Here is a 17,303-nt window from a genome sequence, read left to right as displayed (position 1 = left end):
CAACCGCTGGCTTTCCAGCCGTACTGGAGACTCCGACATGTCCGCCTTCTCCGCACTGCCCCTGGTGATCGAGCCCGCCGACCTGGCGTCGCGCCTCGGCGCCGCCGAACTGATCCTGGTCGACCTGACCAGCGCGGCCCGCTATGCCGAGGGCCACATTCCCGGCGCCCGCTTCGTCGATCCCAAGCGCACCCAGCTCGGCCAGCCGCCGGCGCCGGGACTGCTGCCGGGCAAGGCCGAGCTGGAAGCGCTGTTCGGCGAACTCGGGCACAACCCCGACGCGGTCTACGTGGTCTACGACGACGAGGGCGGCGGCTGGGCCGGACGCTTCATCTGGCTGCTCGACGTGATCGGCCACCCGCACTACCACTATCTCGACGGCGGCCTGCATGCCTGGGTCGCCGAGGGCCGCGAACGCAGCCAGGAAGTTCCCGCCCCGGTCGGCGGCCCGCTGCCGCTGACCCTGCACGACGAGCCCACCGCCACCCGCGAATACCTGCAGAGCCGCCTGGGCGCCGCCGACCTGGCGATCTGGGACGCGCGCAGCCCGGCCGAATACCGCGGCGAGAAGGTGCTCGCGGCGAAGGGCGGGCACATCCCCGGCGCGGCCAACTTCGAATGGACCGCCGGCATGGACCCGGCGCGCGCCCTGCGCATCCGCGGCGACATGGCGGACATCCTCCGCCAGCTCGGCATCACCCCGGACAAGGAAGTGATCACCCACTGCCAGACCCACCACCGCTCCGGCTTCACCTACCTGGTGGCCAAGGCCCTCGGCTATCCGCGCGTCAAGGGCTACGCCGGTTCCTGGTCGGAATGGGGCAACCACCCCGACACTCCCGTAGAGGTTTAAGGAATGCCGTTCAAAGACCGCCTGTTCATCCTCTCCCAGTACCTGCTGCCGCATCACCTGCTGTCGCGCCTGATCGGCTGCGCCGCGGAATGCCGCGCGCCCTGGTTCAAGGATCGCCTGATCCCCTGGTTCGCCCGCCGCTACCAGGTCGACATGAGCGAAGCCCGGGTCGAGGAGCTGAGCGCCTACGAGCACTTCAACGCCTTCTTCACCCGCGAACTGAAGGACGGCGCGCGGCCGCTGGACAGCGACCCGGACAGCATCCTCAGCCCGGCCGACGGCGCAATCAGCCAGCTCGGCCCGATCGAGCACGGCCGCATCTTCCAGGCCAAGGGCCACAGCTACAGCCTGATGGAACTGCTGGGCGGCGACGCCGAGCGCGCCGCGCCGTTCATGGGCGGCGACTTCGCCACCGTCTACCTGTCGCCGAAGGACTACCACCGCGTGCACATGCCGCTGGCCGGCACCCTGCGCGAGATGGTCTACGTCCCGGGCCGGCTGTTCTCGGTGAACCAGCTGACCGCCGAGCAGGTGCCGGAACTGTTCGCGCGCAACGAGCGGGTGGTCTGCCTGTTCGATACCGAGCGCGGGCCGATGGCGGTGGTGCTGGTCGGCGCGATGATCGTCGCTTCCATCGAGACGGTCTGGGCCGGGCTGGTCACGCCGCCCAAGCGCGAGCTGAAGACCTTCCGCTACGACGAGGCCGCCCGCGCCCGCGTACACTTGAAGAAGGGTGCGGAACTCGGCCGCTTCAAGCTCGGTTCCACGGCGATCGTGCTGTTCGGGCCGGGCCAGGTCGACTGGGCGGATCACCTCGGCGCGACCAGCCCGGTGCGCATGGGCGAACGCCTGGCCAGCGCGCGCAACGCCTGAAAACCGGCGCCGGCCATCCGGCCGGCGCCACCGTCCATCGACTGCCGCGATCCCTGCCGGAGCCGCGCAGTCCGATGGTTTGAGGCATGTCAGCGCCGTTCCGGATCGCAGCTGCGGCCTGTCACGCTTCTTGCTAGAGTTTTCCCCAGCCGGGCGCAATCCCCCAAAAATCGCCGGCCGACGACCGAGATCGTGGAGCATTCATGGACAACCCGAGTCCCCACCAACTTCTGCGCGTTCCCGCGCCCACGCACGAGAGCCTCAGCTTCTGCAACGGCACTCCGCGCGAGCTGAAGTACTGGCTGGACCACCTGCCGAAGGCGAACCTCGGGGAAACCGCGCGCCAGCTCTACCAGGGGCTGATCGAGCTGAACCGGATCAAGCTGCCGGCCGATACGCGCCTGCAGCTGCTGGAGCTGTTCCGTCCGGAAGTCGACTCGGTCTGCCATCACCTGGAACGCTATTTCCTGCACCAGTCCATCGTCCTGGACGAGCGCCCACGCAAGGTCGCCAGCCTCTGCCAGGCGCTGCAGAACCACCTGGTGATCGGCTACAAGCTGATCGTCGTGCGCCTCGCCTCGCGCTTCAAGCGCGAACGTGCGCAGACCCTCGCGGTGGCCCTGCAGCGGGCGATCCGCAGCCTCACCGCGCCGCTGGTGCGTGCCGCCCAGCTGTACTGCCCGGTGCCCGAAGGCCTCTGGCTGGAGCTGCACCAGCTCTACCTGATCGCCCGCGAACACGACCTGCAGCATGCACCGGTACGCGACCCCCAGGCCCGCCAGGTCCGCGAGCTGAGCGTCGAGCAGTCCTACCTGATCGCCCTGCTGCTGGGTAGCGCGCGCTGCAACCAGATGCGCCAGAGCAGCATCGCCTACCTGGCGGAGACGCTCGAATCCTGGAGCCCGATGGCCCGCCTGCAGAGCGCCGACCTGCCGTCCTCGCTGTTCGTCGTCGCCACCCAGGTGGACGGCCCGCCGCGCTACCGCACCCTGCTCAAGGACAGCCAGATGGGCAGCAGCCTCGGCATCAATCCGCAGCAACTGGTGGACGCGCTCAAGACCTATGTCGAACAGCCGCCGGAGCAGCGCGCCAGCACCGCGCTGAAAGTCGGCAGCGGCATGACCCTGGACCTCCTGCAGCACCTGGCGGCCGCCTGGGGCGACATCGCCGAACGCAGCTTCCAGCGCATCCCGGGCCACGGCCAGCTCAGCCTGTGCATCGGCATGAGCGCCCTGCACTACTACCTGTCCGGCCGGCAGTCGTTCGCCGACCTGCTCAAGCTGCAGGACCACGGCCCGACCTTCAGAGTCGGCAGCAAGGACGTCTGGGGCGAAGCCTTCGACAGCGAAAAGACCAAGGACTGGAATTCCAGCCTGCCGATGGAAGTGATCGAATACACCCCGCTTACCCCGACTGAGGGGAAAATGCCCCACTCGGAAGGCTCCAGCGAGGACTACCCGCTCTTCAGCCTGCCGATCGTCAACCACAGCCCGGGCGGCTACTGCCTGACCTGGGCGAAGGAGATTCCCAGCCAGCTGCAGGCCGGCGAGCTGCTCGGCGTGCAGGATGCGCCCGACCAGGGCTGGAGCATCGCGGTAGTGCGCTGGATCCGCCAGGTCCGCAGCGGCGGCACGCAGATCGGCATCGAACTGATCGCGCCGATCGCCGAGCCGTGCGGCCTCAAGCTGCTGCGCAAGGCGGAACAGAGCAGCCAGTACCTGCGCGCCCTGCTGCTGCCGGAAATCGCCGTGATCTCCCGCCCCGCTACGCTGATCACACCGCGCCTGCCGTTCCAGGAAGGCAACAGGGTGCAGATCAACCTGCACGGCGACGAACGCCGCGCCACCCTGCTGCGCAAGCTGACCAGCACCGGCAGCTTCAGCCAGTTCGAATACCGCACCCATGAAGTCAGGACGGCAGGTGACAAGCCGGTCACAGCTTCCGGAGAAGCGGTCGGACATGGGGAGGAAGATTTTGACTCGCTCTGGAAGTCGCTGTAGATTCGGCCAATCCCCCGTTCTTGCCACTTCTCGGCCTTCCCCTAGGCCTCATGCAGCTTGCCCATGGCCATCAAGAAAACCATCCGCCTGCTGATCCTGGAAGACTCACAGAACGAAGCCGAGCGCCTGGTCAGCCTGTTCCGCAATGCCGGCCGCGCCACCCGGGTCCACCGGATCACCGTCGGCGAGGATCTCGACGAAATCATCCAGCAGGGCTGGGACCTGCTGATCGCCGCGCCGGACAGCCGCGCCATGGCGCCGACCGATGCGCTCAACTGCATCCGCCGTCTGTCCAGGGACATCCCCTTCATCCAGCTGGTCGACGGCAACGATCCGGACGCCATCACCGGCGCCCTCGCCCTCGGCGCCCAGGACGCCCTGCCGCAAGGCGAGGACGAGCGCCTGGTGCTGGTGGCCAACCGCGAACTGAACAACCTCGAGGAACGCCGCGCCCGCCGCGCCGCCGAAGTGGCCCTGCGCGAAGCGGAAAAGCGCTGCCAGCTGCTCCTCGACAGCTCGGTGGACGCCATCACCTACGTCCACGACGGCATGCACATCTATGCCAACCGCGCCTACGTCAGCCTGTTCGGCTACGAGGACGCCGAGGAACTGGAAGGCATGCCGATGATCGACCTGATCGCCACCGGCGACCAGGCGACCTTCAAGGACTTCCTGCGCGGCTACCAGAACAGCGAGAGCGATGCGGAACTGCTGTGCACCGGCATCAAGGGCGACGGCCAGACGTTCAGCGCGCGCATGAGCTTCTCGCCGGCGACCTATGACGGCGAGCCCTGCATCCAGGTGGTGATCCGCTCCGAGAGCGACAACAGCCAGCTCGAGGAAAAGCTCCGCGAGGTCAGCAGCCAGGACCTGATCACCGGCCTGTTCAACCGCACGCATTTCCTCGACCTGATGGACATCGCCGTCGAGCGCGCCATCACCGCCAGCCAGCCGGCGACCTTCGCCTACATCCTGCTGGACCGCGCGCAGAACCTGCAGCTCAACCTCGGCATCGCCAGCATCGACCTGCTCCTCGCCGACCTCGCCAGCCTGCTGCGCGCGCACTTCCCGCGCGGCACCCAACTCGCCCGCTTCGGCGACGACGTGTTCGCCGTGCTGCTCTGCGACCAGACCCCGGAACAGGCGCGCAACCTGCTCACCAGCCTGCTGCGCAAGGTGGAAAGCCACCTGTTCGACATCAATGGCCGTTCGGCGCAGGTCACCCTGTCCATCGGCGCCGCCGGTCTCGACGAGAAGACCAGCAAGGCCCAGCAGGTGATCCAGCGCGCCCACCGCTGCGCCGACGCGGTGGTGCAGAAGGGCGGCAACGACGTCAAGCTGTACGACCCGGCCGACGAACTGGCCGCCGCGGCCAACCGCGGCGACATGCTCGCGATCATCCAGCAGGCGCTGGAGCAGAACAGCTTCCGCCTGCTGTTCCAGCCGATCATCAGCCTGCGCGGCGATACCCACGAGCACTACGAAGTGCTGATGCGCCTGCTCAGCCCCCAGGGCCAGGAGCTGCCCACCGACGAGGTGCTGAGCGCCGCCAAGGCCGCCGGACTGGCCGAGAAGATCGACCGCTGGGTGCTGCTGAACTCGATCCGCCTGCTCGCCGAGCACCGCGCCAAGGGCCACGACACCAAGCTGTTCGTCCACGTCTCCAGCGCCAGCCTGCAGGACGCCGGCCTGCTGCCCTGGCTGAGCGCCGCGCTGAAGGCCGCACGCCTGCCGGCCGACTCGCTGATCATCCAGATCAGCGAACCGGACGCGGTCACCTACCTCAAGCAGGCCAAGACCCTCAGCCAGGGTCTCGCCGAGCTGCACTGCCAGGTCGCCCTCAACCAGTTCGGCTGCGCGCTCAATCCGTTCAACACGCTCAAGCACATGACGGTCGACTTCGTGAAGGTCGACAGCTCCTACGTGCACGACCTCAGCCGCCCGGAAAACCAGGAAAGCCTGAAGACCCTGATGGCCAGCCTGCACGCCCAGGCCAAGCTGACCATAGTGCCGATGGTGGAAAGCGCCAGCGCCCTGGCGACCCTCTGGCAGGCCGGCGCCAACTACATCCAGGGCCAGTACCTGCAGGGGCCGAGCCTGGCGATGGACTACGACTTCTCGTCCGAGGAGTGAAAAACGAAAAACCCGCCGGACTGGCGGGTTTTTTCATGACTTTCGGCGCCGATCAGGACAACCCGTCGACCCCGTCGCGCTCGCGGAAGCCGAGCAGATAGAGGATGCCGTCCAGTCCGAGGGTGGAAATCGCCTGCTTGGCCGACTGCTTGACCAGCGGCTTGGCGCGGAAGGCCACGCCGAGCCCGGCCAGGCCGAGCATCGGCAGGTCGTTGGCGCCGTCGCCGACGGCGATGGTCTGCTCCAGCTGCAGGCCTTCCTTCGCCGCCAGCTCGCGCAGCAGGTCGGCCTTGCGCTGGGCGTCGACGATCGGCTCGATGGCGACGCCGGTCACCTTGCCGTCGACGATCTCCAGTTCGTTGGCGAACACGTAGTCGATGCCCAGCTTCGCCTGCAGCTGGCGGGCGAAGTAGGTGAAGCCGCCGGACAGGATCGCGGTCTTGTAGCCAAGGCGTTTGAGTTCGGCGAACAGGGTTTCGGCGCCCTCGGTCAGGCGCAGCGAGGCGCCGATTTCCTCCAGCACGTCTTCCGACAGGCCCTTGAGCAGCGCCAGGCGCTCCTTGAAGCTGGCGCGGAAATCCAGCTCGCCGCGCATCGCCCGCTCGGTGATCTCGCTGACCCGGTCGCCGACGCCGGCGGCCTTGGCCAGCTCGTCGATGACTTCCGCCTCGATCAGCGTGGAATCCATGTCGAACACCGCCAGCCGGCGGTTGCGGCGGAACAGGGTGTCCTGCTGGAAGGCGATGTCGACGTTCAGCTCCTGGGCGACGCTGAGGAATTCCGCCCGCAGCGCGGCGGGGTCGGCCGGTTCGCCGCGCACGGAGAACTCGATGCAGCCCTTGCCGCGGTCGGCCGGCATGTCCAGCGGCATGCGCCCGGACAGGCGGTCGATATGGTCGATGTTCAGGCCGTACTTGGCGGTGATCGAGCTGACCCGCTGCAACTGCTCGGCGGTCACCCGCCGGGTCAGCAGGGTGACGATGTGCCGGGACTTGCCCTGGCCGTTGACCCACTGCTGGTAATCGTCCTCGGAAACCGGGGTGAAACGCACCTGCTGGTCCAGCTTGTAGCCCGTGAACAGCACGTCCTTGAGCACCGAGGACGCCAGCTCGGTGTCCGGGATTTCGATCAGGATGCCGAACGACAGGGTGTCGTGGATCACCGCCTGGCCGATGTCGAGGATGTTCACGCCACCCTGGGCCAGCACGCCGGTGATGGCCGCGGTGAGACCGGGGCGGTCTTCCCCGGTGATGTTGATCAGGACGATTTCACGCAAGGCGCAGCCTCCGCCATGGAAAAAGTCGCACATTCTACCCGTTTTCGCGGCGCGCGGCTGATCCTCCGCCCCGCGGAAGGGCGCCAGCGGCGGGCGAAGGGCGACGACCGGACGGCTCCGCCGATGCGCAACGCCCCGCGGCGCTTTGCCCCTCCCGGGGGCCTCGTTATACTGCCCCCCAACTCTTGCTGCGCAGACCGAGCCCGCTGTGACCCGGCCCACCTCCGTCAAACCCGATAATTTCTTCCTGCTGCTGTTCCACGCCCTGCGTCAGCGCCGCGTGCCGATCGCCCTGCGCATCGCCATCCACAGCCTGCTGCTGGTGGCTGCCGCGCTGGTGATCTACGCCTGGGTCATGGGCATGCAGTTCAAGCAGGCCATGCAGCAGCAGGCCGACGCGCTCGGCCAGAGCCTGGTGACGCAGACCGCGTCCTCGGCCACCGAACTGCTGGTGTCCAACGACATCCTCAGCCTCAGCGTGCTGCTCAACAACCTGACGAAGAACCCGCTGGTGGCCCACGCGGCCATCTACAGCGTGGACAACCGCCTGCTCGCCGAATCCGGCACGCGGCCCAAGCAGAGCCTGATCGGCGAGACCGAGGGCATCTACTCGACGCCGATCACCTTCCAGGAAGTCATCGCCGGCAACCTGCGCCTCAGCCTAGACATGCACCAGTTCGAGCAGCCGATGACCATCAGCCTGCAGAGCATGGGGCTGCTGAGCCTGATCCTGCTGCTGCTCACCCTGACCCTCAGCCTGCGCCTCGGCCGGCAGATTTCCACGCCGCTGCTGCAACTGCGGGTATGGCTGCGCGATCCGGACGATCCCGCCCCGGGCGCCGCCCTGCAGAACGAGATCGGCGACCTGGCGCGCCAGCTGCAGTTGCGCCTGGTGCCGGAAAAGCCGCCGGCGCCGCCCGCCCCCGCACCGACCGCCGCGCCCGTCGAGGCCAGCGCCCAGCCGGCCGCCGCGGAAACCCCGGCGGTGCCGCCGCTGGCGCCGATCGACGAACAGGACGAGATCTTCGACGAAAACATCTTCTCCGAAGGCGAACTGCCCGAGCCGCCGGCTCCCGTGCCGCCCCGCAGCGATGCCGTCGAGGACAGCGACAGCGAAGCGCCGCCGGCCCCGGCCGAACCGAACCCCAGCGCCGTGCTGGCGATCCAGCTCGGCAACCAGGAACAGCTGCGCCGCCTGCCGCGCCCGCGCCTGGTGGACCTGCTGGAACGCTACCGCGACTGCCTGGAGCAGGCCGCGCGCCTGTACAAGGGCACCCTGCATACGCTGAAGGACGGCGGCAGCCTGATCCTCTTCCACAACCAGGAAGCCGGCGAGGACTACCTCACCCACGCCCTCTGCTGCGGCGAGCTGATGCGCGCCCTCGGCCATGCCCTGCAGATCGAGGTCGCCGACAGCGGCATCACCCTGCAGTTGCAGCTGGGCCTGACCCGCGGCGACGACCTGGCCAGCCTCAGCCAGGCCGAACTGCTGCTCGCCCCGGTGGTGCAGAGCGCCCTCGCCCTCAGCCAGCACAGCCGTAACCTCCTGCTGGTGGAGCGCGCCATCGCCGCCGACGAACTGGTCCGCCAGCGCGCCCGCATCCGCGCCATCACCTCGCCCGCTGACGCCTCCTGCGTCGAATGGCTGAAGGAGCCCTACCCGGCCATGCTCGAACGCCAGCTGTCGCGCATGCGGGCGCTGCGCGCGCACTGAGGCCGCGGCTGGCGTTGGCGACCTCCGCAGGAGCAACTGTCCTGCTATCTCCGCGCATCTTGTTCGCGAGCAAGCTCGCTCCTGCAAGGTGAGGCCGCACTGTCCGCGAACCTGGTGTAGGAGCGGGCCACGCCCGCGACTCCCATAGCGGTGGATAACGCTGGCGCGTTATGCCCTACAGAGAATCCGGGACAACTGAAACACGCTCCCGCGTGGGAATGCATCCATGGACGCTCCCGCGTCCGAACGCGGGCGTGGCGACAAGCACAAACGAAAACGGGCGCCCAAGGGCACCCGTCGTTCATCTTCGATAGTCGCTGTTTAGAAGCGGAACACCTCGACATCGGTGCGGATCGGCACCACAAGCGGCATTTTCGGCCCTTCTTCCTTGGGCTTGGCTGCCTTGTCGTTGCTCGCCGTCGCCGGTTTGCGCGGCTGTGCGGCGACCGGCGGCTGTTCGAGAGCCGCGACCACCGGGCGGACATCCTGCGCCAGCTGCTGGGCCAGTTTGCGCAGCAGGTCGCCCTGTGCCCGCACCTGGTCCTCGATAGTGCCCTGGTGCTGTTCTTCCTCATGGAAGACCCGGCTGTCGCGCAGCTGGCCCTTCTGGTCCAGCAGGCGCCAGCGCGCTTCCAGCACCGCCGGCTCCTTCGGACCCGAATCCAGGCGACCGATGGTCAGCATCACCTGGACCTGCGGAGTGAAGCCCGGCTTTTCCGGGTACAGGGCCAGACGCGAGCTGTCCAGCTCGCTGGACATCAGGCGCAGCAACTGCTGGCTGACGTTGGTCTCCAGGCTGCCGGCCCAGCGTGCGTCGCTGGCAAGGCTGAGGATACCGTCCGCCTGGCGCTGGACCATGACTTCGCGATGCAGGTAATCGGCCAGTTGGATCGGCCCGAGCAGCACGGCGACGCCCTTGTCCCGGCTGGGGACCGAAGTGGCTCCGGCATCCAGCTGGTACAACTGCGTCGGTCGATTCACTGTGCAACCGGCCAGCCCGAGCAGGCTGGCGAGGGAGAGATATGCCAGGACGCGCAAAGCGCTCATCGTGCATCACCGTAATACGCCGATGGAATCGGCAATAGCTACATCAATTCCGGAACAATGCTGGCAACGCGCCACGGCGCCGGCAGCAAAGGGACCTATCATCCCTTAACCGACGCCATAGCTCCAGCGGAAGTGTGACCTGAATCGTTTCAGAGTTGAGACACTCAGTCTACCAGCAAGCTGTCGACCCGTTGGAATCCACGTGGCAATTTGTTTCCACGACGGCCACGCTCGCCCATGTAGTGCTCCAGGTCGGCGCCCTTCAGCGACAGGGTGCGCTTGCCCGCCTGCAGCACCAGGGTGGCCCCGGCCGGCAGCACCACCAGGTCGGTGAGGTACTCCTCGCGGCTGGCAACCCGCTCGCCGGGCACGCCGATGATCTTGTTGCCCTTGCCCTTGGCCAGCTGCGGCAGGTCGGAAACCTTGAACAGCAGCAGGCGGCCCTCGGTGGTCACCGCCGCCAGCCAGTCCTGCTCGACGTCGTTGACCAACCGCGGCGCCATCACCTGGGCGCCGTTCGGCAGGCTGAGCAGGGCCTTGCCGGCCTTGTTCTTGGCCTGCATGTCCTCGCCCTTGACCACGAAGCCGTAGCCGGCATCCGAAGCCAGCACGTAGAGCGCGCTGTCTTCCGGCAGCAGCACCCGCTCGAAGCTGGCCCCCGGCGGCGGCGTCAGACGGCCGGTCAGCGGCTCGCCCTGGCCGCGGGCCGACGGCAGGCTGTGCGCCGCCAGCGAATAGCTGCGCCCGGTGGAGTCGATGAACACCGCGTACTGGTTGGAACGCCCCGGCGCGGCGGCCTTGAAGGCGTCGCCGGCCTTGTAGGAGAGCCCGGCGGCATCGATCTCGTGGCCCTTGGCGCAGCGCACCCAGCCTTTCTCCGAGAGCACCACGGTGACCGGTTCGGTCGGCATCAGCTCGGTTTCCGACAGGGCGCGGGCTTCGGCGCGGGCGACGATCGGCGAACGGCGGGCGTCGCCGTAGGTTTCCGCGTCGGCGATCAGTTCGTCGCGCACCAGCTTGCGCAGCTTGGCGGCGGAACCGAGGATCGCCAGCAGCTTGGCGCGTTCCTTGGCCAGTTCGTCCTGCTCGCCGCGGATCTTCATCTCTTCCAGCCGCGCCAGTTGGCGCAGGCGGGTGTCGAGGATGTAGTCGGCCTGCACCTCGGTGAGGGCGAAGCGCTCCATCAGCACCGGCCTGGGCTGGTCCTCGGTGCGGATGATGTGGATCACCTCGTCGAGGTTGAGGAAGGCGATCAACAGGCCTTCCAACAGGTGCAGGCGCCTCTCCACCTTGTCCAGGCGGAACTGCAGGCGGCGACGAACGGTGTCGGTGCGGTAGGTCAGCCACTCGCTGAGCAGCTGGCGCAGGTCCTTGACCTGGGGTTTGCCGTCCAGGCCGATGACGTTCATGTTCACCCGGTACGAGCTTTCCAGGTCGGTGGTGGCGAACAGGTGGGTCATCAGCTCTTCGACGTCGACCCGGTTGGAGCGCGGAATGATGACGATGCGGGTCGGGTTCTCGTGGTCCGACTCGTCGCGCAGGTCGGCCACCATCGGCAGCTTCTTGGCCTGCATCTGCGCGGCGATCTGCTCCAGCACCTTGGCCCCGGAAACCTGGTGCGGCAGCGCGGTGACCACGATGTCGCCGTCCTCGACGCGATAGACGGCGCGCATGCGCACCGAGCCGCGACCGGTCTCGTAGATCTTCTGCAGGTCGGCGCGCGGGGTGATGATTTCCGCCTCGGTGGGGAAATCCGGGCCCGGCACGTGCTCGATCAGGTCGCCGACCGTGGCGTCGGGCTGGTCCAGCAGGCGCACGCAGGCGGCGGCCACTTCGCGCAGGTTGTGCGGTGGAATGTCGGTGGCCATGCCCACGGCGATGCCGGTGGTGCCGTTGAGCAGCAGGTTGGGCAGCCGCGCCGGCAGCACGGCCGGCTCTTCCAGGGTGCCGTCGAAGTTCGGCACCCAGTCGGCGGTGCCCTGGCCCAGTTCGGAGAGCAGGGTTTCCGCATAGCGCGACAGGCGCGCCTCGGTGTAGCGCATGGCGGCGAAGGACTTCGGATCGTCCGGCGCGCCCCAGTTGCCCTGGCCGTCCACCAGCGGGTAGCGGTAGGAGAACGGCTGGGCCATCAGCACCATGGCCTCGTAGCAGGCCGAGTCGCCGTGCGGGTGGTACTTGCCGAGCACGTCGCCGACGGTGCGCGCCGACTTCTTGTGCTTGGAATCGGCGTCCAGGCCGAGTTCGCTCATGGCATAGACGATGCGCCGCTGCACCGGCTTCAGGCCGTCGCCGATATGCGGCAGGGCGCGGTCCATGATCACGTACATGGAGTAGTTGAGGTAGGCCTGTTCGGTGAAGTCGGCCAGGGAGCGGCGCTCCACGCCTTCCAGGCTGAGATCGAGGGTGCTCATGCGTGCCTCACGGGGAAGTGTTCTGGCGCAGCACCAGGGTGCCGTCGCGCTGGGAGAATTCGAGTTGCTTGAGGGCGCTCATGCCGAGCAGCACCTCGTCGCCTTCCATGCCTGGCGCCACCAGGGCGGGCACGTCGTTCAGGCGGATGTCGCCGAGGTCTAGGCGCTGCAGGCGGGTTCGCCAGCCCTGCGCGCGGCCGTTGGCGGTGTTCAGGGTGACCGGCGCGCCCTTCGGCAGGTCGAGGCGCGCGGCGAGGTCTTCCGGCACCGCCACCTGGGTGGCGCCGGTATCCAGCAGGAAGGTCACCGGCTGGCCGTCGATTTGCCCGGCGAGCACGTAGTGGCCCTGGCGGTTGCCGAGCAGGCGCACCTCCACGTAGCCCTCGCCGTGCACGGATTGCGGCTGCATGTTGGGATTCTGCTGGCGCGCCTCCCACTGGCCGAAGTAGCGCGTCGCCAGGACGATGCCGGCGCCCCAGGCGAGGATCAGCATGATCCGGCCGAGGCGCTTGCCCGGTGGTTGCGTGCTCATTTGCCGCCCAGCCAGCCGCCCGCCGGCGCGGCGAAGCGCATCACGTAGGGCCGCTTGTCGCCATCGGCACGGGGGTGGTCGCCGTTGTCGAGGCCGATCCAGGCACCCTTCTCGTCGATCACCAGGCCCTCGGCGAGCCCGCCGTACTGCCCCTCGTAGCGCCGTTCCGGCGCCAGCAGCACAGCGGCGAACGACCAGCAGCGCTCCACGGTACCGCTGGCCGCATCGCGGCGACAGATCTGGTGCGCCAGGCGCTCCAGGGTGAACAGCTTGTCGCGGTACCAGGCGAGGTCGGAGAAATCCGGGGTGCGCGGCTGGTCTTCGCCCAGCTCGGCCGGCGGCTCGATGCTGCCGCCTTCGCTGAGCAGCACGCAGTTGTCGGCACACTTCCAGCTGCCGCCATCCTGGTGCACGGCGAGCAGGCCGCGGCGCTGGCGCTCGGCGGCCAGCCACAGGCGCTTGCCGTCGGCATCCACGGCGATGCCCTCGTAGAGCGCGTTCATGTTCATCAGCACGCCGCTGGCGCGCGCCTGGCGCAGCAGCGCCGAGGGCAGCGCCAGCCAGACCGGATCGCCGGCCACCGGCAGCTTGAGCACGCCGGCATAGGCCTCGCTGACCAGGTAACGGTTGCCGGCCTTGTCGCAGCTGACGCCTTCGAAATCCATGTCGCCGCCACGCAGCAGGCCGCTGACCCGCACGCGCGCCTTGCTGCCCCAGGACAGCCCGGTGTCCGGCACCGGCGGGATGACGAAGACGTCGGTTTCCGCCTGCCAGACGCTGCCCGGGGTTTCGTCCGGATTCAGCCGGAAGATGCGGTCGTCGACGCGGTCGGACACCGCCCACAGCGCATCGCCGCACCAGGCGAGGCCGGAGAGGTTGCCCTCGTCCATGTTCTCCACCGCGTGCTCGGAAAGCAGCTGCAGCGCCGGAGCCGGGACGGACGGCGCCGGCACGGCGGTGGTGTCGGCCATGGCCGCACCGGCGAGCAGCGCAGCGGCAGCCAGCAGCCGGCGCATCAGGCCAGTACCTCGGCCAGGTTGCCCTTGGTTTCCAGCCAGGACTTGCGGTCGCCGGCGCGCTTCTTCGCCAGCAGCATGTCCATGATTTCCACCGTGCCCTCGGCGTCTTCCAGGGTCAGCTGGACCAGCCGGCGGGTGTTCGGGTCCATGGTGGTCTCGCGCAGCTGCAGCGGGTTCATCTCGCCGAGACCCTTGAAGCGGGTGACCTGCGGCTTGCCGCGCTTCTTCTCGGCGGCCAGGCGTTCGAGGATGCCGTCGCGCTCGGCCTCGTCGAGGGCGTAGTAGACCTCCTTGCCGAGGTCCACGCGGTACAGCGGCGGCATCGCCACGTAGACGTGGCCGGCTTCCACCAGCGGGCGGAAGTGGCGGACGAACAGCGCGCAGAGCAGCGTGGCGATGTGCAGGCCGTCGGAGTCGGCGTCGGCGAGGATGCAGATCTTGCCGTAGCGCAGTTGGGAAAGGTCCGCCGCGCCCGGATCGACGCCGATGGCCACGGCGATGTCATGCACTTCCTGGGAGGCCAGCACTTCGCCGCCGTCCACTTCCCAGGTGTTCAGGATCTTCCCGCGCAGCGGCATGATCGCCTGGAATTCCTTGTCCCGCGCCTGCTTGGCCGAGCCGCCGGCGGAGTCGCCCTCGACCAGGAACAGTTCGGCGCGCATCGGGTCCTGGCCGGCGCAGTCGGCCAGCTTGCCGGGCAGCGCCGGGCCCTGGGTGATCTTCTTGCGCTCGACCTTCTTGCCCGCCTTGAGCCGGCGCCCGGCGTTGCTGATCGCCAGCTCGGCGAGCTGCATGCCGAGTTCGGGATGGGCGTTGAGCCACAGGCTGAAGGCGTCCTTGACCACCCCGGAGACGAACGCCGCCGCCTCGCGGGAGGACAGGCGTTCCTTGGTCTGTCCGGAGAACTGCGCCTCCTGCATCTTCATCGAGAGGACGAAGGAGATGCGCTCCCAGACGTCTTCCGGCGCCAGCTTCACGCCGCGCGGCAGCAGGTTGCGGAATTCGCAGAACTCGCGCATGGCGTCCAGCAGGCCCTGGCGCAGGCCGTTGACGTGGGTGCCGCCCTGGGCGGTGGGGATCAGGTTGACGTAGCTTTCCTGCAGCGCCTCGCCGCCTTCCGGCAGCCACAGCAGCGCCCAGTCCACCGCTTCCCTGCTGCCGGCGAAGCTGCCGCAGAAGGGTTCATCCGGCAGGCGCGGCCACTCGGAAACGGCATCGGTCAGGTAGGAACGCAGGCCGTCCTCGTAGTGCCACTCGACACGCTCGCCGGTGTTCTTGTCCTCGAAGCTGACTTCCAGCCCCGGGCAGAGCACGGCCTTGGCCTTGAGCACGTGCTTGAGGCGGGTCACCGAGAATTTCGCCGAGTCGAAGTACTTGGCGTCCGGCCAGAACTGCACGGTGGTGCCGGTGTTGCGCTTGCCCACGGTGCCGATGATTTCCAGGTCGCTGGCCTTGAAGCCGTCGGCGAAGGCCATGCTGTATTCGTTGCCGTCGCGCTTGACGCGCACTTCGACGCGGGTCGACAGGGCGTTGACCACCGAGATGCCGACGCCGTGCAGGCCGCCGGAGAACTCGTAGTTCTTGTTGGAGAACTTGCCGCCGGCGTGCAGCTTGGTGAGGATCAGCTCGACCCCCGGCACGCCCTCTTCCGGGTGGATGTCCACCGGCATGCCGCGGCCGTCGTCGATCACTTCCAGCGAGTTGTCCGCGTGGAGGATGACCTGGATGCTCTTCGCGTGGCCGGCCAGGGCTTCGTCGACGCTGTTGTCGATGACTTCCTGGGCCAGGTGGTTCGGCCGCGTGGTGTCGGTGTACATGCCGGGGCGGCGGCGCACCGGATCGAGGCCGGAAAGGACTTCGATGGCTTCTGCGGTATAGGCGTTCTGCTGGGCCATGGGGTCTCTGGATTCAGTCAAAGGTCGAGAAATCGATGTCGCGCCACAGTTCGGCGGGCACGCCGGCGAAGGCCAGCAGCGCCGGGATGTGCCGGGCGAAGCGCTGGAACGAGTGGTCGCCGCCGGCCTCGATGCGCAGCGCGCAGGCGCGGTAGAAGCGTTCGGCGACGCGGTAGTCGAGGGTTTCGTCGCCGGTCTGCAGCCATACCTGGTAGCGCCCGGGGTCGCATGGTGCCGGCACTTCCAGCGCGGCCAGGGCGGCGATGTGTTCGCGGGTCAGCTCCCAGGCCTCGCCGCTGTAATGGTTCCGCTGCGGGCCGAGGTAGGCCTCGAACGGCAGCGCCGGCAGTACCGCCGGATTGATCAGCACCGCCTTCAGGCCGTGGCGCTCGGCGAGCCAGGTCGCATAGTAGCCGCCGAGGGAACTGCCGATCAGCAGCGGCCGGCCCAGTTCGGCGATGGCCTCCTCCAGCTGCGCGATGGCGCGCGCCGGGTGGTTGTCCAGCGCCGGCACGCGCAATTGCGCGCCCAACCCGAGCCGCTCCATGACCGCGACCAGTTGGCGGGCCTTGTGCGAGGCGGGGGAGCTGTTGAAGCCGTGGATATAGAGAAGTGCGGTCATGGGGCGGGAGGCTACTAGGACGAAGCGGCAAGCTGCAAGCCGGGATATCCCGAGGGGCGGCCGGACAGCGCCTGCCGCGCGCCTCAGTACCCCTTGACGCTGTAGTCCACTTCGAAATCGATGCCGGTGACCCGCGACACGCCGGTCTCCACCCGGCCGTCTGCCAGCAGGCGCAGCCAGCGATAGCCGGGCGAGCGGGTATCGACGGCGAAATCCTCGCTGCCGGGGGTGAACTGCACGCAGGTGGAGGGCGAGGCCAGCAGGCGGACATTGCCGCGCAGGCGGTCGATTTCCTGGTGGACATGCCCCCAGAGCACGCAACGGACCTGGGGATAACGATCCAGCACGGCGAACAGGGAGTCGGCATTGCGTACGCCGATGCGGTCCATCCAGTCGCTGCCGATGGATACCGGATGGTGGTGCAGGCTGATCAGCAGGTGCCGGTCCGGCGCGGCCTGGATCGCCTGTTCCAACAGATCCAGCTGCGCGCTGGCGACATGCCCGGGCACCGCGCCGGGGATGCTCGAATCGAGCAGGATCACCCGCCAGGCGCCGATATCCAGCACCGGCTGCAGCAGCTCGCTGCCCGCGGTGGCCTCGCGCATCGCCGGCAGTTCGTCGTGGTTGCCGGGGAACCAGCGCGCCGGGGCGGCGATCGCCGAGGTGATCTCGCGGAAGCGGCGATAGGATTCCACCGAACCGTCCTGCGACAGGTCGCCGGTGGCCAGCATCAGGTCGATGGCCGGCTGCTCCTCGAGCACCAGCCGCACCACCTGCCGCAGGCTGTCGGCGGTGTCCATTCCCAGCAGCCGGCCGTCAGCCTGGGCGAACAGGTGACTGTCGGTGATCTGCACCAGCAGTACGGATGAATCAGCGGTAGGGGTCGGTTTCGGAGACAAGGCGCCTTACTCCTTTGAGGCGAGGCGTC

At 68.2% G+C, this 17,303-nt stretch carries 13 protein-coding genes; 5 read left to right on the top strand and 8 right to left on the bottom strand.

The features are described 5' to 3' along the window. The first annotated feature begins 37 nt into the window (after positions 1 to 37). From rhdA to BLR75_RS21435, 4 genes are all read left to right on the top strand, one after another. Positions 38 to 853: a thiosulfate sulfurtransferase gene (rhdA, locus tag BLR75_RS21450; protein ID WP_084313991.1), complete on the top strand. Its 816-nt coding sequence runs from the start codon at positions 38 to 40 to the stop codon at positions 851 to 853. A 3-nt stretch (positions 854 to 856) separates the two neighbouring features. Further along, positions 857 to 1,726, top strand: a complete 870-nt coding sequence (asd, locus tag BLR75_RS21445; RefSeq protein ID WP_084313990.1) for an archaetidylserine decarboxylase — start codon at positions 857 to 859, stop codon at positions 1,724 to 1,726. Between the two features lie 203 nt (positions 1,727 to 1,929). Next, a complete protein-coding gene (locus tag BLR75_RS21440) occupies positions 1,930 to 3,726 on the top strand; it encodes a molecular chaperone (protein ID WP_084313989.1) in 1,797 nt (598 codons plus the stop codon). A gap of 63 nt (positions 3,727 to 3,789) precedes the next feature. Next, on the top strand, positions 3,790 to 5,859 hold the full coding sequence (locus BLR75_RS21435) for an EAL domain-containing response regulator (RefSeq protein WP_084313988.1): 2,070 nt from the start codon (positions 3,790 to 3,792) through the stop codon (positions 5,857 to 5,859). Positions 5,860 to 5,911: 52 nt separating this feature from the next. Here the strand turns inward: BLR75_RS21435 and serB are convergent, their stop codons facing one another. Next, positions 5,912 to 7,135 (bottom strand): phosphoserine phosphatase SerB, encoded by a 1,224-nt coding sequence (gene serB / locus BLR75_RS21430; protein ID WP_084313987.1) that lies wholly within the window; start codon positions 7,133 to 7,135, stop codon positions 5,912 to 5,914. Between the two features lie 208 nt (positions 7,136 to 7,343). Here serB and BLR75_RS21425 point away from each other — a divergent pair, with 208 nt between their 5' ends. Continuing rightward, a complete protein-coding gene (locus tag BLR75_RS21425) occupies positions 7,344 to 8,849 on the top strand; it encodes an AhpA/YtjB family protein (protein WP_084313986.1) in 1,506 nt (501 codons plus the stop codon). Positions 8,850 to 9,170: 321 nt separating this feature from the next. Here BLR75_RS21425 and BLR75_RS21420 read toward each other — a convergent pair whose 3' ends face one another. The 7 genes from BLR75_RS21420 to cpdA form a co-directional block, all read right to left on the bottom strand. Continuing rightward, positions 9,171 to 9,896 (bottom strand): PqiC family protein, encoded by a 726-nt coding sequence (locus BLR75_RS21420; RefSeq protein ID WP_084313985.1) that lies wholly within the window; start codon positions 9,894 to 9,896, stop codon positions 9,171 to 9,173. A 164-nt stretch (positions 9,897 to 10,060) separates the two neighbouring features. Further along, positions 10,061 to 12,307 carry a DNA topoisomerase IV subunit A gene (gene parC, locus BLR75_RS21415; protein WP_084313984.1) on the bottom strand — a complete coding sequence of 749 codons (2,247 nt, stop codon included), beginning with the start codon at positions 12,305 to 12,307 and terminating at the stop codon, positions 10,061 to 10,063. 7 nt (positions 12,308 to 12,314) lie between these two features. Beyond that, entirely contained in the window at positions 12,315 to 12,839 is a 525-nt protein-coding gene (locus tag BLR75_RS21410; protein WP_084313983.1) for a retropepsin-like aspartic protease family protein, read from the bottom strand. Further along, positions 12,836 to 13,855 carry an esterase-like activity of phytase family protein gene (locus BLR75_RS21405; RefSeq protein ID WP_084313982.1) on the bottom strand — a complete coding sequence of 340 codons (1,020 nt, stop codon included), beginning with the start codon at positions 13,853 to 13,855 and terminating at the stop codon, positions 12,836 to 12,838. Before BLR75_RS21405 ends, BLR75_RS21410 begins: the two co-directional genes overlap by 4 nt. After that, positions 13,855 to 15,753 (bottom strand): DNA topoisomerase IV subunit B, encoded by a 1,899-nt coding sequence (parE, locus tag BLR75_RS21400; RefSeq protein WP_084313981.1) that lies wholly within the window; start codon positions 15,751 to 15,753, stop codon positions 13,855 to 13,857. The genes BLR75_RS21405 and parE overlap by 1 nt, the downstream gene beginning before the upstream one ends. Before the next feature lie 13 nt (positions 15,754 to 15,766). After that, on the bottom strand, positions 15,767 to 16,375 hold the full coding sequence (locus BLR75_RS21395; RefSeq protein WP_084313980.1) for a YqiA/YcfP family alpha/beta fold hydrolase: 609 nt from the start codon (positions 16,373 to 16,375) through the stop codon (positions 15,767 to 15,769). Between the two features lie 83 nt (positions 16,376 to 16,458). Continuing rightward, positions 16,459 to 17,274, bottom strand: a complete 816-nt coding sequence (gene cpdA / locus BLR75_RS21390; RefSeq protein WP_084313979.1) for a 3',5'-cyclic-AMP phosphodiesterase — start codon at positions 17,272 to 17,274, stop codon at positions 16,459 to 16,461. Positions 17,275 to 17,303: the final 29 nt, after the last annotated feature.

This window comes from Pseudomonas jinjuensis (assembly GCF_900103845.1).
GTDB classification, from domain to species: domain Bacteria; phylum Pseudomonadota; class Gammaproteobacteria; order Pseudomonadales; family Pseudomonadaceae; genus Pseudomonas; species Pseudomonas jinjuensis.
This window is presented reverse-complemented; position numbering and strand designations above follow the sequence as displayed.

What these genes read in the sequence shown, in the direction of transcription:
- BLR75_RS21395 (WP_084313980.1), bottom strand. Translation starts at nt 16,375, where the DNA reads ATGACCGCACTTCTCTATATCCACGGCTTCAACAGCTCCCCCGCCTCG.
- BLR75_RS21435 (WP_084313988.1), top strand. Translation starts at nt 3,790, where the DNA reads ATGGCCATCAAGAAAACCATCCGCCTGCTGATCCTGGAAGACTCACAG.
- rhdA (WP_084313991.1), top strand. Translation starts at nt 38, where the DNA reads ATGTCCGCCTTCTCCGCACTGCCCCTGGTGATCGAGCCCGCCGACCTG.
- BLR75_RS21440 (WP_084313989.1), top strand. Translation starts at nt 1,930, where the DNA reads ATGGACAACCCGAGTCCCCACCAACTTCTGCGCGTTCCCGCGCCCACG.
- parE (WP_084313981.1), bottom strand. Translation starts at nt 15,753, where the DNA reads ATGGCCCAGCAGAACGCCTATACCGCAGAAGCCATCGAAGTCCTTTCC.
- BLR75_RS21420 (WP_084313985.1), bottom strand. Translation starts at nt 9,896, where the DNA reads ATGAGCGCTTTGCGCGTCCTGGCATATCTCTCCCTCGCCAGCCTGCTC.
- BLR75_RS21405 (WP_084313982.1), bottom strand. Translation starts at nt 13,855, where the DNA reads ATGCGCCGGCTGCTGGCTGCCGCTGCGCTGCTCGCCGGTGCGGCCATG.
- BLR75_RS21410 (WP_084313983.1), bottom strand. Translation starts at nt 12,839, where the DNA reads ATGAGCACGCAACCACCGGGCAAGCGCCTCGGCCGGATCATGCTGATC.
- asd (WP_084313990.1), top strand. Translation starts at nt 857, where the DNA reads ATGCCGTTCAAAGACCGCCTGTTCATCCTCTCCCAGTACCTGCTGCCG.
- parC (WP_084313984.1), bottom strand. Translation starts at nt 12,307, where the DNA reads ATGAGCACCCTCGATCTCAGCCTGGAAGGCGTGGAGCGCCGCTCCCTG.